The sequence below is a fragment of the Sinorhizobium fredii genome (genome assembly GCF_002944405.1).
GTDB lineage: Bacteria > Pseudomonadota > Alphaproteobacteria > Rhizobiales > Rhizobiaceae > Sinorhizobium > Sinorhizobium fredii_C.
This window is the reverse complement of record NZ_CP024307.1, coordinates 356,369-371,304: the sequence shown is the minus strand read 5'-3', so window position 1 is coordinate 371,304 and position 14,936 is coordinate 356,369. Positions and strand designations below refer to the sequence as shown.

General features: G+C 64.1%; 11 protein-coding genes and 1 pseudogene. 10 read left to right on the top strand and 2 right to left on the bottom strand.

Annotated elements, in window-relative coordinates; translation table 11 throughout:
• Positions 1-45: 45 nt before the first annotated feature.
• Positions 46-936: a bifunctional DNA-formamidopyrimidine glycosylase/DNA-(apurinic or apyrimidinic site) lyase gene (mutM, locus tag NXT3_RS01810; protein WP_037420875.1), complete on the bottom strand. Its 891-nt coding sequence runs from the start codon at positions 934-936 to the stop codon at positions 46-48.
• A 181-nt stretch (positions 937-1,117) separates the two neighbouring features.
• Here mutM and ubiE point away from each other — a divergent pair, with 181 nt between their 5' ends.
• The 6 genes from ubiE to coaBC all read left to right on the top strand — a co-directional run bounded on the left by ubiE (position 1,118) and on the right by coaBC (position 7,361).
• Positions 1,118-1,894: a bifunctional demethylmenaquinone methyltransferase/2-methoxy-6-polyprenyl-1,4-benzoquinol methylase UbiE gene (gene ubiE / locus NXT3_RS01805; protein ID WP_104838704.1), complete on the top strand. Its 777-nt coding sequence runs from the start codon at positions 1,118-1,120 to the stop codon at positions 1,892-1,894.
• Positions 1,895-1,898: 4 nt separating this feature from the next.
• The gene (gene ubiB, locus NXT3_RS01800) at positions 1,899-3,473 is read left to right on the top strand and encodes a 2-polyprenylphenol 6-hydroxylase (protein ID WP_104838703.1); all 1,575 of its coding nucleotides are present in this window, start codon (positions 1,899-1,901) and stop codon (positions 3,471-3,473) included.
• Positions 3,474-3,824: 351 nt separating this feature from the next.
• The gene (locus NXT3_RS01795) at positions 3,825-4,328 is read left to right on the top strand and encodes a GNAT family N-acetyltransferase (protein ID WP_097525525.1); all 504 of its coding nucleotides are present in this window, start codon (positions 3,825-3,827) and stop codon (positions 4,326-4,328) included.
• A 123-nt stretch (positions 4,329-4,451) separates the two neighbouring features.
• Positions 4,452-5,312: a helix-turn-helix transcriptional regulator gene (locus NXT3_RS01790; RefSeq protein ID WP_097525524.1), complete on the top strand. Its 861-nt coding sequence runs from the start codon at positions 4,452-4,454 to the stop codon at positions 5,310-5,312.
• Positions 5,313-5,447: 135 nt separating this feature from the next.
• Entirely contained in the window at positions 5,448-5,990 is a 543-nt protein-coding gene (locus tag NXT3_RS01785) for a YbhB/YbcL family Raf kinase inhibitor-like protein (protein ID WP_037420885.1), read from the top strand.
• A 165-nt stretch (positions 5,991-6,155) separates the two neighbouring features.
• Positions 6,156-7,361, top strand: a complete 1,206-nt coding sequence (coaBC, locus tag NXT3_RS01780) for a bifunctional phosphopantothenoylcysteine decarboxylase/phosphopantothenate--cysteine ligase CoaBC (RefSeq protein WP_104838702.1) — start codon at positions 6,156-6,158, stop codon at positions 7,359-7,361.
• A gap of 15 nt (positions 7,362-7,376) precedes the next feature.
• On the opposite strand, the gene NXT3_RS01775 is transcribed toward coaBC, so the two are convergent.
• Positions 7,377-8,219, bottom strand: coding sequence for a class II glutamine amidotransferase (locus NXT3_RS01775; RefSeq protein WP_104838701.1), 843 nt, complete (start codon positions 8,217-8,219; stop codon positions 7,377-7,379).
• Positions 8,220-8,480: 261 nt separating this feature from the next.
• Between NXT3_RS01775 and NXT3_RS01770 the strand changes: the two genes are divergently transcribed.
• The 4 genes and pseudogenes from NXT3_RS01770 (at position 8,481) to iolD (ending at position 14,784) form a co-directional block, all read left to right on the top strand.
• Positions 8,481-9,611, top strand: coding sequence for a Gfo/Idh/MocA family protein (locus NXT3_RS01770; protein ID WP_104838700.1), 1,131 nt, complete (start codon positions 8,481-8,483; stop codon positions 9,609-9,611).
• Positions 9,612-9,906: 295 nt separating this feature from the next.
• Positions 9,907-10,767 carry a MurR/RpiR family transcriptional regulator gene (locus tag NXT3_RS01765; RefSeq protein WP_037420896.1) on the top strand — a complete coding sequence of 287 codons (861 nt, stop codon included), beginning with the start codon at positions 9,907-9,909 and terminating at the stop codon, positions 10,765-10,767.
• Between the two features lie 109 nt (positions 10,768-10,876).
• Positions 10,877-12,817 (top strand): annotated as a pseudogene (locus NXT3_RS01760) (bifunctional 5-dehydro-2-deoxygluconokinase/5-dehydro-2-deoxyphosphogluconate aldolase); the annotation flags it as partial.
• A 113-nt stretch (positions 12,818-12,930) separates the two neighbouring features.
• Positions 12,931-14,784 (top strand): 3D-(3,5/4)-trihydroxycyclohexane-1,2-dione acylhydrolase (decyclizing), encoded by a 1,854-nt coding sequence (iolD, locus tag NXT3_RS01755; protein WP_104839916.1) that lies wholly within the window; start codon positions 12,931-12,933, stop codon positions 14,782-14,784.
• The last annotated feature ends 152 nt before the right edge of the window (positions 14,785-14,936 follow it).

Genomic DNA, 14,936 nt, shown 5'->3' with positions numbered 1-14,936 from the left:
CTCCAATTTCGAACTCGATTGGGTAGGCGCTGAGGCCCTCCCCGCTTATTTCTGGCAGCGCGGGCAATGGAAGGTCGAACGCCCCGCCTGAACGATGCGAGCGACCGTACCGCCACAGCCCGGCTTGCGGCAAGCCTCGCCCTCCCGGTCATAGACGGAGAAGGCGTGCTGGAAATAGCCGAGGCTGCCATCCGCCTGGATATGATCCTTGAGCGAAGAACCGCCGGCCGCGATCGCATCGGCGATCACCGCCCGGATCGCCTCGACAAGTGCGGACAAGGTCTTTCTCGGACGACCGCGCTTGTCGACGAGCGTGCCCGCCGCGCGTTTCGGCGACAGGCCCGAGCGCCACAGCGCCTCGCACACATAGATATTGCCAAGCCCGGCAATGGTCTTCTGATCGAGGAGCGCCGCTTTCAGTGGCTGCGCCCTGCCGACGAAGCGCTGGGCCAGATAGGTGGCGTCGAGGGCATTTCCCGTCGGCTCCTCCCCGAGGCCGCGGAAGAAGGCATGCTCGGCGATCGTGTCGCGGCGTGCCAGATCCATGAAGCCGAAGCGGCGCGGATCATTGTAGATCACCCGCGCCCGGCCGGAGTGTCCGTCGAGATGGAAGACCACATGGTCGTGCTTCTGGTCCTTGCCACGCGGATGATGGAACGCGCCGGGCGTGGCTGGTGCCGCCCCGGTTTCGATCCGGAACGATCCGGACATGCCGAGATGCGCGACGATGACATCGCCGCCCTCGAGATCGATCATCAGATATTTGGCGCGGCGCGAGAGCGCAACGATGCGCCGGCCCGAAACGGCGGCGGCGAAATTGTCAGGAAAGGGAAAGCGCAAGTCCGGCCGGCGCAATTCGGCGCGCACCAGCAGCGCCCCCTCCATCGTCGGCGCCAACCCGCGTTTGACCGTCTCGACCTCAGGCAATTCCGGCATCGGCCGTCTTCCTTCACTCTTTGTTCATTCCATCCGCCCGCAGGGCGAGCGCACCATTCCCATGGCAGCATCGATGGCCTATACGGATGCGCTATGTCGCAGCCATGTCCCGCGCGCTGAGATAGCGCGTGCGGGGCGATTTCGCTATGGTGCCGGCAAAATTCGTGAAGTGGAGTTTCGTATGACGGATGAGCGCGTATCGACGGATGGCGGAATGGAGACCTCCTTCGGTTTCCGCGAGGTCGGCACGGGCGAAAAGCAGCCGCTGGTCAACGACGTCTTCCACAAGGTCGCCAAGCGCTACGACATCATGAACGACGTCATGTCGGCCGGTCTCCACCGCGTCTGGAAGGATGCGATGATCGCCGCGCTCAACCCGCCGCGCCGTGAGGACTATCGCGTCCTCGACGTTGCCGGCGGCACGGGCGACATCGCATTCCGCATCGTCGAGGCCTCCGGCCGCAAGGCGCATGCGACGGTGCTCGACATCAACGGCTCGATGCTTGCCGTCGGGGCCGAGCGCGCCAGGAAAAAGGGGCTTCTCGGCAATCTCGAATTCGTCGAGGCGAATGCCGAGGACCTGCCCTTTGCGGCAAATTCGTTCGATGCCTATACGATCGCCTTCGGCATTCGCAACGTGCCGCGCATCGACGTGGCGCTCAAGGAGGCCTATCGCGTGCTGAAGCGCGGCGGCCGGCTGCTGGTGCTCGAATTCTCCGAGGTCGGGATGCCGCTGCTTGACCGCTTCTATGACGCCTGGTCGTTCAACGCGATCCCGAAATTCGGCAAGCTCATCACCGGCGACGACGCGCCCTACCAGTATCTGGTCGAATCGATCCGCAAGTTCCCGGACCAGCGCGATTTCGCCGCGATGATCCGCACTGCCGGCTTTGGCCGCGTCTCCTTCACCAACTACACCGGCGGCATCGCAGCCCTGCATTCCGGCTGGAAGATCTGACCGCATGAGCACGCCTGGAGCATATTTCCGTCTCGTGCGGATAGGCTGGGTGCTCGCGCGCGAGGACGCATTTGCAGCGGTCCCGTCCGAACACCTTCCGCCGCTGGCGCGTTTCGTACAGCGGCTCGCCGGGCTGCTTGCCCGCCGCAGGGCCCGCTTTGAGGTGCGCAGCGGCCGGCTCGCCCGGGCCGTCGAACGGCTTGGCCCCTCCTATGTCAAGATCGGCCAGTTTCTCGCCACGCGTCCCGACGTCGTGGGCGCCGAGCTTGCCGCCGACCTCTCCCTCCTGCAGGACCGGATGGCGACATTTCCCGAGAGCGAGGCGCGGGCCGCCGTTGAAGGCTCGCTCGGCCGCTCCGTCGATACGCTTTTCGTCGAGTTTTCCGAAGCGATGGCGGCCGCGTCAATCGCCCAGGTCCATCCGGCAGTCGTCCTGCGCGACGGCAGGCGCGAAAGGGTGGCCGTCAAGGTCATCCGCCCGGGCGTGCGCCAGCGTTTCGCCGCCGATATCGAGGCGATGTATCTCGTTTCGCGCATGCAGGAACGGTTCCTGCCCTATACGCGCCGGCTGAGGCCGGTCGAGGTGACGAAGACGCTCGAACAGACGACCAAGGTCGAAATGGACCTCAGGCTCGAGGCCGCCGCCCTTTCCGAACTCGGCGAGAACACCAAGGAGGATTCCGGTTTTCGCGTCCCCAAGGTCGACTGGGAGCGCACCGGCCGCGACGTCGTGACGATGGAATGGATCGACGGCGTGAAGATGTCGGATATCGAGGGCCTGAAGGCCGCCGGCCACGACCTCAATACGCTCGCCGAAACGCTGATCCAGTCCTTCCTGCGCCACACGCTGCGCGACGGCTTCTTCCACGCCGACATGCATCAGGGAAATCTGTTCGTCGACGAGGCAGGCCATATCGTTGCGGTCGACATGGGCATCGTCGGCCGGCTCGGTAAGAAGGAGCGCCGCTTCCTCGCCGAGATCCTCTTCGGCTTCATCACCCGCGACTACCAGCGCGTCGCCGACGTGCATTTCGAGGCGGGCTACGTGCCCTCGCACCATGACGCGGCGAGCTTTGCCCAGGCGATCCGTGCCATCGGCGAACCGATCCACGGCCAGCCGGCCGAAACGATCTCGATGGCCAAGCTTTTGACACTGCTCTTCGAGGTGACCGAGCTCTTCGACATGCAGACGCGCCCCGAGCTCGTGATGCTGCAGAAGACCATGGTCGTCGTCGAGGGCGTCGCCCGCACGCTCAACCCGCGGTTCAACATGTGGAAGGCGTCGGAACCGGTCGTCGGGAAATGGATCCGCGACAATCTCGGCCCGAAAAGGATCGTCACGGATCTGCGCGACGGGCTGCACGCGGCACTCCGGGTCGCCGAAGCCGTTCCGGAAATCGCCGCGCGCACCGAACGTTTCTCGGCCGAAATCATGGCGATGACCGAGAATGGCCTGCGCTTCGATCCGGAGACGGCAGAAGCGATCGGCCGGGCGGAGGCAAGGCACACCCGGTCGGGTCGGCTGGCGCTCTGGGTGATCGCGGCAACGCTCATTTTCATTGCATGGCAGCTTGTTTGACCGGTGGAGTGAAGCAGGCTGCTTTGCATTTGAGCCCCTCATCCCGCTGCCGCGACCTTCTCCCCGCTCGCGGGGAGAAGGGACAAAGCCGCGCCGCTTCATTCCCCTCGCCCCGCTTGCGGGGAGAGGGTTAGGGTGAGGGGCAAAGTGCTGACGAACACCCTTCCTACATCCCGCATCCTGGAATAGTATCCGTCCATGGACAGTCGTTTTTCGCTCGTGATGCCGGTGACCACGCAGACCTCAGGGTGTGCGGGAGACCTGTTGCACTAAGCGAGCCGTCTTCATGCCAACCCTGCCGAGGCAAGCAGGGTTCGGCTCTGTTTCCTCGGCGAGAAGAGAGAGGAAACAATGACCGCTGGTTCACCCGCACTTCATATCCGCGCCGCGTCCATCTCCGACTGGGAAGTCCTCGCCGCTTTGCGCGATCTGCCCGGCATTCGCTCCGGAACGCTACGCCTGCCCTTCGCGCCGCCGGAGCAGACGCGACGCTGGCTCGAAAGCCTTACGGAAAACGACATGGTTATCGTCGCCGAACTCGAGGGGCAGATTGTCGGGCTTGCCGGTTTGCACCGGCACAAAGGAAGGCGGCGGCATGCGGCCGACATCGGCATGTCGGTCCACGACGATTACCGCCGGCGCGGCATCGGCAAGGCACTGCTCGAGGCGCTGACCGAGGCCGCGGACCGCTGGCTCGGCATTTTACGCATCGAACTGACGGTCTTCACCGACAACGAGGCGGCGATCGGCCTCTACCGCAATGCCGGTTTCGTCACCGAAGGCGTGTTGAAATCCTATGCGCTGCGCGACGGAGCATATGCCGACGTCTTCGCGATGGCGCGTCTGCGGCCGTGATCGGAGGAAGCGTGCCTGCGGCCCCCACCGGCGCGGAGTAGCTCTGACCGATTCACGGGTCCCGCGTCTTGCGATCGACCGTCGGAACTGTCATTGCCGTTCGCCAAATCGGGAGACCAGCACATGAAGCACGAAACTCCTCCTGTTGTGGCCGGCGCCGTCATCCGCCAGGGCGGAAGAACCTGCCTTCATCGCCTGACGAACACCACCCCGGTGCTTATCCATGTTCGTTCGGGAAACAAGGTCGTGGTCATCCGCGACACGCCTTTGCTGCTCACAGCCGGCGAGTTTGGCCTGTTGCCCGACCACCAACCCATGACGATGGAGAACATTCCCAAGGCACCGCAGAACTACGAAGCGCGCATCCTACCCGTACCGCGTCCGTTGTTCGAGGAAACATATGCCCGCCTGGCTTTCATCACGCCACCTCGAACCGCCCTTCCCGTGAAGGCTTTGGACCTGCCCGCCGAGGCCGTGGCTCTGTTTGACTTCTGCTGCTCCCCGGAAAATTTCTCGAGGCTCCCCGCCCCCGTGGCGACGGTCCGCTTGATGGAACTCATCACCTGGTTTGCTCTGAGCGGCGCCGTATTGGGCGTCCAGGGAAATCCCCTTTTGCAGCATCGCCTGCGCCAGATGATCGAAGCCGAGCCTGCCCGCAACTGGACCCTCGGCCAGGCCGCACGCAGCTTCAACATGAGCGAGGCCACGCTTCGGCGTAAGCTGGCGGCGGAAAACACCAGTTTCACCGAAACATTGAGCGATACGCGCATGACGCGGGCGCTGGCGCTGCTGCAAACGACCACCCTGCCGATCGCCCATGTCGCCCAGGAGGTCGGCTACGACTCGCCATCGCAGTTCTCGGCAAGGTTCAAGGAGCGATTCGGCATCAATCCGCGCGAGGTACGCGGCGATCTCGGAATTTTTGAGCGGATCGGGACAGAAGTTGAGCAGATCAGGAGAGACGCTGTGTCCGTCTGGGGATAGGGTTTCTTTGTCAGATCACCTCATTGTTTCCCTGAAACACTGAACTGACCTAACCCTCTGAAACTACGCAATTCCGTACGGAAAGACCGTTGCACACTTTTCCTGGAATTGCTCCAGCAACTGCAGGAAAGATCCATGCGCTTCATCACCACACTTCTGGCCCTGAGCTTCCTCGGCGCTACCGCCGCGCACGCCGAAATGAAACTGACCTCGAACGACTTGGCGGCCGGAAGGACCATGGCCGACGCCCAGGTCTTCAACGGCTTCGGCTGCAGCGGCAAGAACATCTCGCCGCAATTGCAATGGTCGGGCGCGCCCGCGGGCACCAAGAGCTTCGCGATCATGGCCTATGATCCTGACGCCCCGACCGGCTCCGGCTGGTGGCATTGGACGGTATTCAACCTTCCGGCAGATGCGACGGAGCTCGCGAATGGGGCGAGCGGAGGCGGAAAGCTTCCGATCGGCGCGATCGAGGGCCGCACCGATTTCGGTTCGTCCGGCTATGGCGGTGCATGCCCGCCGGAAGGTCATGGACCACACCGCTACCAGTTCACGGTCTACGCGCTGTCCGTCGACAAGCTTCCTCTCGACAAGGACGCCCCCGCCGCCATGGTCGGTTTCTTTACCCGAGCGAACGCGCTGGACCAGGCGACGATCGAGGTCACCTACGAGCGCTGATCCGGCATCAGCGGCAGCACAGCGCTTTTGTGCCCTGCGGCGGATTTCAGCCGCAGGGTGCAGCGTCATTCCGGCGGGCACAGCCTTGAGCCTCCGATTGCGCGGGTCAGTCGCCTCGGATAGGCTCGCGTCATACAGCAAGGAGCGGCGAAAAGCCGAAGCGGAATGACACTGTCGGGCAAGCGTATTCTCCTCATCATTTCCGGCGGCATCGCGGCCTATAAGAGCCTGGACCTCATCCGCAGGCTGCGCGAACGCGGCGCCACGGTCCGGCCGGTAATGACTGCCGGGGCGCAGCAGTTCGTGACGCCGCTCGCGGTCGGTGCGCTTTCGGCCTCGCACGTCTATACGGAGCTCTTTTCACGCGAGGACGAGCAGGATGTGGGGCATATCCGGCTGGCGCGCGAGTGCGACCTCGTCGTGGTGGCGCCGGCGACCGCCGACCTGATGGCCAAGATGGCGAGCGGCCATGCCGACGACCTTGCCTCGACGATCCTGCTCGCAACCGATCGCACCGTGCTCGTCGCCCCGGCGATGAACCCGAAGATGTGGGCGCATCCAGCGACCCGCCGCAACCGCGCGACGCTTGCCGCCGACGGCATCCGCTTCGTCGGGCCGGCCTCCGGCGAGATGGCGGAAAGCCGCGAGGCCGGCGAAGGCCGGATGGCCGAACCCTTGGAGATCGTCGCGGCGATCGAGGACTTACTCGCCGGCGCAAAGCCGCTTGCCGGGCGCAAGGCAATCGTCTCCTCCGGGCCGACGCACGAGCCGATCGACCCGGTCCGCTATATCGCCAACCGCTCATCCGGCAAGCAGGGTCATGCCATCGCCGCGGCGCTGGCGCGGCTCGGGGCCGACGTCACTCTCGTCTCCGGTCCTGTAACGATCCCCGACCCCGCGGGCGTGCGTGTCGTTCGGGTCGTGCGCGCCGATGAGATGCGCGACGCGGTCGTCGCCGCGCTGCCGGCCGATGTAGCGGTGATGGTGGCGGCGGTCGCCGACTGGCGCGTCGCTTCCGCCGCCGGCAACAAGATCAAGAAGCGGCCGGGCGAGGCACCGCCGCCGCTGCAACTTGCCGAAAATCCCGACATCCTGAAGACCATCGGCCATCATGCATCGCGCCCGAAATTGGTGATCGGCTTTGCCGCGGAGACGGAAAACGTCGCGGAGAACGGCCGGGCAAAGCTTGAAAGGAAAGGCGCCGATTACATCGTCGCAAACGACGTCTCGCCGACAACTGGGATCATGGGCGGCGACAGGAACCGGGTGAAGCTCATCGCCCGCGACGGCATCGAGGAGTGGCCGGAAATGGGCAAGGACGAAGTGGCCGACAAGCTCGCGGCCCTAATCTCCGCGAAACTGTTGTCGTAAGAAGCGCCGCTTCGATCAGGCAACAGGGCTTGCGACCTTCGCGGAAGAGGAGGCGGAGGCAACGGACTCCCGTGCCGAAAGGTCGGCGGCGCTGAAAAGGCGAACGTCGACGCCGTTTTCACCGACGATGACAGCCGAGCCATCCGGTATCTCGGCCCATGCGTTGTCGTCGTCATTGAGGGGTTCCGATACGAGGCAGTAACCGCCCTGCGCTCCCATCGGGGCGGCATAGAGCGTCGGCGCCTTGCGGTCGGAGGCGTAGCGCACCGCATAGAGATCCTCACCGTCGGAAAATGCCGCGGTGAAGCGGACGAGCACCTTAAGGCTGAGTTGTTCTGCGAGGCGCTCCACGAAGCCGAGCGCCTCGGCGACCGCGCCAAGCGGATCGCGGTCGAGGCCGAACTGCAGGGCGAGCAGGAAAAGCAGCTCCGAATCCGTCGTTCCGGTGCGGGCCGCATAGAGATCGTCGGCGAGCATGTTTTCCATCGGCCGCCGCAGATGCTCGAAATGGCCGATCTGGCCGTTGTGCATGAAGGCCCAGCGGCCATGCACGAAGGGGTGACAATTGTCGCGCCGGGTGCCGCCGCCGGTCGCAGCACGGACATGGGCCAGAAACAGGCGGGAGCGTATCTGCCGCGCAATGCTCTTCAGGTTGCAGTCGGACCAGGCGGGCAGGATGTCGCGATAGCGGCCAGGCTCGGGGCGGTCGCCATACCAGGCGATGCCGAAGCCGTCGCCATTGGTGGCGGTCTTCGCCCGTGTCGCGCAATGGGATTGCTCAATCAGCGAATGCGCCGGCGACGTCACCAGTTCCTCGAGGTAAAGCGGCTCTCCACGATAGGCTGCCCAGCGGCACATGCGTCGATCACTCCGGTTCGGGTTCTTTGATAAAAGGCGATTCGCCGACGATCGTCACGGCGATGTTCCAACAGAACATGGTAAAAATGCGTTAACACTTTTCGCATGGCGTGCTTTTCAACAGCCGAGAGCATGCCGCCACATGCGCTGTTTCGCTTGGCACATCGGAAAGCCATTTCGAACAAACATTCCATATTGACAAGCTTCGCACATTTCATTTCATTTCGATCCAGATGCAAAGGCTCGGCCGGGAGGAACGACATGAGCGGCAAACGCAGATTGGGTGTCGGCCTGATCGGTACGGGCTTCATGGGCAAGGCCCATGCGCTCGGCTTCACGATCGCTTCGCGGGTCTTCGACCTGCCCTTCGAACTGGATCTGGTTTCGGTTGCCGACGTCACCGTGGAGACTGCCGAGGCCGCCCGCGCACGTCTCGGTTTCCGCAAGGCGACCGCCGACTGGCGCGAGCTCTTGACCGATCCGGACATCGACATCATCGACATCACCACGCCGAACCTTTTGCACAAGGAGATGGCGCTTGCGGCCATTGCCCATGGCAGGAATGTTTATTGCGAAAAACCGCTGGCACCGACCGTCGCCGACTGCGCCGAAATGGTCGCGGCGGCCGAGAAGGCCGGCCTCGTCACCCAGGTGGGCTTCAACTATCTGAAGAACCCGCTGATCTTCCTCGCCAAGGAGATCATCGACAGCGGCGAGATCGGCGAAATCCGCTCGTTCCGCGGCGTCCATGCCGAAGACTTCATGGCCGACGCCACGATGCCGTGGGCCTGGCGGCTCGATCCGAGGAGCGGCGGCGGCGCGCTCGCCGACATCGGCAGCCATATCATCGCCTGCATGCGTCACCTCGTCGGCCCGATCAAATCCGTGCTTGCGGAGACGGTCATCCACATACCGGAGCGTCCGGTCGCACGCGGCGCAACCGAGACCCGCGCGGTAGAAGTCGACGACATCGCCCGCGCCTTCATCCGCTTCGAGAGCGGCGCGAGCGGCAGCTTCGAGGCGAACTGGACCGCCACCGGCCGCAAGATGCAGCATGACTTCGAAATCTACGGCTCGAAGGGCAGCATCGTCTTCACCCAGGAGCGGCTGAACGAGATAAAGGTCTATTCGACCGGTGGCGACATCAAGAGCCGCGGCTTCCGCACCATCTGGGCAGGACCGGAACACCCGCCCTACGGCGCCTTCTGCGTGGCACCGGGACACCAGATCGGCTTCAACGATCTGAAAGCCATTGAGGTGCACGAGTTCCTGGAGGCGATCGCCAAGGGCGGCAGACCTTCGACGGATTTCCGCGAGGGCTACGAGGTCCAGAAGGTGCTTTCGGCCACCTACCGGTCGGCCAGGAGCAACGAATGGGTAGAGATCAGCTGACGGCGTTTCCTTCTCGAGAGGAAACGACGCCCGGGAATCGCCCTCACCCTAACCCTCTCCCCGCAAGCGGGGAGAGGGACTTGGACGGCGCGGCATATCCCTTCTCCCCGCGCGCGGGGAGGGCATATCCCTTCTCCCAGCGCGCGGGGAGAAGGTCGCGGCAGCGGGATGAGGGGCCAAACGGCTTTTCACCGCCACGGAGAATCCACAAAAATAGAACGTCCGTTCTATGCCCGTATCGCCTAATCGATTAAAGTGAGGCAAATAGAACAAGCGAGCCTGGAGACGCTGAACGATGTCGACATCGGAGACGACCACGGATGCCCCGCAGGATTTCGAGGCGCTGAAGGCCGTCATCCTCGAACGCAAGGCGCAATTGCCGAAGCGGCTGAAACAGGTCGCCGCCTATTCGCTCGACAATCCGGACGAAATCGCCTTCGGCACGGCGGCGAGCATCGCCACCTCGGCCGATGTCCAGCCGTCCACTCTGGTGCGCTTCGCCCAGCATTTCGGCTTCGAAGGCTTTTCGAGTCTGCAGCAGATTTTTCGGGCGCGCCTGCGTGAGCGAACACCGGGCTACGAGGACCGGTTGAAGGCGCTGCGCGGCAACGAGCACAGCAAGCTCGAGAGCGGCTCGATCTTCAACGGCTTCGTGGCGGCCGCGCATCGCTCGCTCGACAACATCGCAACATCGGTCGACCCGGAAGCCTTCGAGCAGGCCGTCGACATCCTCGCCAAGGCGGAGACGATTTATCTCATCGCCAAGCGCCGCTCCTATCCGATTTCCAGCTACATGGCCTATGCCTTCGGCAAGCTGAAAGTGAAATACCAGCATGTCGGCACGGCCGCCGGCATCGACGACGACATGCTGGCGATGGCGACGAAAGAGGATGCCGCCTTCGCCGTCAGCTTCTCGCCCTATGCGTCCGAGAGTGCGGCCCAGGCTCGGCTTTTGGCGAATCGAAGGGTTCCGGTCGTGTCGCTGACAGACTCCGCCTTCTCGCCGCTGGCCGAGTCGTCGAAGGTCTGGTTCGAGCTCGTCGAAGCCGATCATGCCGGCTTCCGTTCGCTTTCGGCCAGCATGGCCTTCGCCATGGCGCTGACCGTGGCGATCGCCGAAAAACGCCGTCGCGCCGAAGATGCCGCGTCAATATAGAACGAAAATTCCATATTGACGAGAGGACGGAATTTATGTTTCATACACTCATCGCCCAGCACCTAACGAAATCTGTCGGCGCCGGCGCGGCGTCCGCGGGGAGGAAGCAGTGAGCCAGATTCCATCGGCATCGGCAAAGGGCGCCAAGCCCCTCGACATCATCACCATCGGCAGAGCCTCGGTCGACCTTTACGGTCAGCAGATCGGCACGCGGCTTGAGGACGTGGCGAGCTTTGCCAAATCGGTCGGCGGCTGCCCCTGCAATATTTCGGTTGGCACCGCGCGCCTCGGGCTCAAATCGGCGCTGCTGACGCGCGTCGGCAACGAGCAGATGGGCCGCTTCATCCGCGAACAGTTGCAACGCGAGGGCGTGGAGACGCGCGGCATCGTCATCGATCCGGAACGGCTGACCGCACTCGCGATCCTCTCCGTCGAGAACGAAAAGTCGTTTCCGCTGCTCTTCTATCGCGACAATTGCGCCGACAACGCGCTCAATGAAGATGACATCGCGGAGGACTTCATCCGCTCCGCCCGCGCGGTCCTCGTCACCGGCACGCATTTCTCGAAGCCCAACACCGATGCCGCGCAGCGCAAGGCGATCCGGATCGCCAGGGAAAGCGGCGCGCAGATCGTCTTCGACATCGACTATCGCCCGAACCTCTGGGGTCTCGCGGGCCACGATGCCGGCGAAAGCCGCTACATCGCGTCCGACCGCGTCTCGGCACATCTGAAGACCGTGCTCGGCGATTGCGACCTGATCGTCGGCACCGAGGAAGAGGTGCTCATCGCGTCTGGGGAGAGCGACCTGCTGCAAGCCTTGAAGACCATCCGGTCGCTGTCGAACGCGACGATCGTCTTGAAGCGCGGACCGATGGGCTGCATTGTCTATGACGGGCCGATCTCCGACGATCTCGAGGACGGCATTGTCGGCAAGGGCTTCCCGATCGAAGTCTATAACGTGCTCGGCGCCGGCGACGCCTTCATGTCCGGCTTCCTGCGCGGCTGGTTGAAGGGCGAGCCGCATGCGACCTCGGCCACCTGGGCCAATGCCTGCGGCGCGTTCGCGGTATCGCGGCTGCTCTGCGCGCCGGAGATCCCGACCTGGACTGAATTGCAGTATTTCCTGGAGCACGGCAGCAAGGAAAAGGCGCTGCGCAAGGACGAGGCGATTAACCACGTGCACTGGGCGACGACGCGCCGCCGCGACATTCCGCTGCTGATGGCGCTCGCCATCGACCACCGCAGCCAGCTGGAGGATATCGCCGAGGGCAAGCCGGAACTGCTGGCGCGCATCCCGGCTTTCAAGGCGCTCGCCGTCAAGGCCGCTGCTGAAGTGGCCGCCGGCCGGCCCGGCTTCGGCATGCTGATCGACGACAAATACGGCCGAGACGCGCTTTATGCCGCCGGTGCCTACCGCGATTTCTGGATCGGCAAGCCGATCGAGCTACCGGGCTCGCGGCCGCTGCAGTTCGAATTCAGCCAGGATCTCGGCAGCCGGCTTATCGACTGGCCCGTCGATCACTGCATCAAGGTGCTCTCCTTCTACCATCCGGACGATCCGGCCGAAATGAAGGCCGCGCAGATCGCCAAGCTTCGTTCGGCCTTCGAGGCGGCCCGCAAGGTCGGCCGCGAGATCCTGATCGAAATCATCGCCGGCAAGCACGGACCGCTTGAGGACGACACGATACCGCGGGCGCTGAACGAGCTCTATGATGCCGGCCTGAAACCCGATTGGTGGAAGCTCGAGCCGCAGGCGAGCCGCGGCGCCTGGGCGGCCATCGACGCCGTCATCGAAAACCGTGACCCGCTCTGCCGGGGAGTCGTCCTGCTCGGCCTCGAGGCCCCTTACGACGTGCTGAAGGACGGGTTCGCGGCGGCGAGGACGTCGACGTCGGTGAAAGGATTTGCCGTCGGCCGGACGATCTTTGCCGACGCCGCCAAGAGCTGGCTCACCGGTTCGATGAGCGACGACGAGGCCGTCGCCGACATGGCGGCGAAGTTCAAGGCGCTGGTGGATCTCTGGCTGCGCTTGGGTGAAACAAAGGCTGCCCAAGCAGGACAAGGACGTGGGAAGCACCCGAAGCCTGCTGTACTTATAGCCGGCCTGCGGCATTAAAAACGACAATGGGCGAAGCGGACTTCGCCACCTGGAGGAAATTCAAGATGAGCCAGAAAACCGTGCGCCTGACCATGGCACAGGCCGTGGCGCGGTTCATGACCCGGCAGATGACGATCATCGATGGCAAGCGCGTGCCGATCTTCGGCGGCGTCTTCGCGATCTTCGGCCATGGCAACGTCGCCGGCGTCGGCGAGGCGCTCTACGCCATCCGCGAAACCCTGCCGACCTACCGCGCCCAAAACGAGCAGGGCATGGCGAACGCTGCGATCGCCTTTGCCAAGGCGAGCTTCCGCCGCCGCTTCATGGCCTGCACGAGCTCGATCGGCCCCGGCGCCCTCAACATGGTCACCTCGGCGGCCCTCGCCCATGTCAACCGCCTGCCTGTCCTGTTCCTGCCCGGCGACGTCTTCGCCAACCGCCGGCCCGATCCGGTGCTGCAGCAGGTGGAAAGCTTCGGCGATGCCACCATCTCGGCCAATGACTGCTTCCGTCCGGTGTCGCGCTATTTCGACCGTATCACCCGGCCGGAACAGATCATCCCGGCGCTTCGCCGCGCCATGCAGGTGCTGACCGATCCGGCCGATTGCGGTCCCGTGACGCTGTCGCTCTGCCAGGACGTGCAGGCGGAAGCCTATGACTATCCGGAATCCTTCTTCGACGAGAAGGTCTGGGTGCCGCGCCGCATCGAACCGGACCTCGACGAGTTGGCATCGGCGATCGAATTGCTCAAGTCCGCGAAGAAGCCGATCATTATCGCCGGCGGCGGCGTGCTCTATTCCGAAGCGACCGCAGACCTCGCTAACTTTGCAGAAAGGCACGGCATCCCAGTCGTCGAGACGCAGGCCGGCAAGTCCGCATTGCCGCATTCGCATCCGTTCAACATGGGCTCGGTCGGCGTCACCGGGACCTCCGCGTCCAACCGGCTTGCCGAGGAGACCGACCTGGTGCTCGCCGTCGGATCGCGGCTGCAGGACTTCACCACCGGTTCCTGGGCGCTCTTCAAGAACGACGAGCTGAAAATCATCGGCCTCAATGTCCAGCCCTTCGACGCCGGTAAGCACAACGGCCTGCCGCTGATCTGCGACGCGCGGGTCGGCCTCAACCGCCTGTCCGGCGGGCTCGGTGGCTACACGGTCGACCGGAGCTGGACGGAAAAGGCGAAGGCCGGCAAGGCCGAATGGATGGCCGCGGCCGACAAGGCGACGGCCACGACCAATGCGGCGCTGCCCTCCGACGCCCAGGTGATCGGTGCCGTCCAGCGCGCCCGCGGCGGCAACAAGACGACGCTCGTCTGCGCCGCCGGCGGTCTGCCCGGCGAGCTGCACAAGCTCTGGCAGGCGGAAGAGCCCGGCGGCTACCACATGGAATACGGCTTCTCGACAATGGGCTACGAGGTTGCCGGCGGCCTCGGCGTCAAGCTTGCCAGGCCCGAGCGCGACGTGATCGTCATGGTCGGCGACGGCAGCTACATGATGCTGAACTCGGAGATCGCCTCGTCGATCATGCTCGGCGCCAAGTTCACCATCGTTCTCCTCGACAACGCCGGCTACGGCTGCATCAACCGGCTGCAGATGGAGACCGGCGGCGCCAACTTCAACAATCTGCTTCAGGACACGCATCACGTAGAACTGCCGCAGATCGACTTCGCCGCGCATGCCGCCGCCATGGGAGCCGTCACCCGCAAGGTCGGCTCGATACCCGAACTCGAAGCGGCACTTGCCGAAACCGCCAACGAGGCCCGCACCACGGTGATCGTCATCGACACCCATCCGCTGATCACGACCGAGGCCGGCGGCCATTGGTGGGACGTCGCCGTTCCGGAAGTCTCGGAGCGCGAGCAGGTGAAGGTGGCCCGCGACGGTTACGAGAAGGCACTGCAGTCGCAGCGCTTCGGTTGATCTCAATAAACCACGGGTTCCAGTACATTCAGGGGCCCCTCTCCTCGGGTTTAACCCGAGGACTAGCCCTCTCCCTCAAGCGGGGAGAGGGGACTTCGGAGGTCGCGGCATATCCCTTCTCCTCGTCCTTACGGGGAGAAGGTGGCGGCAGC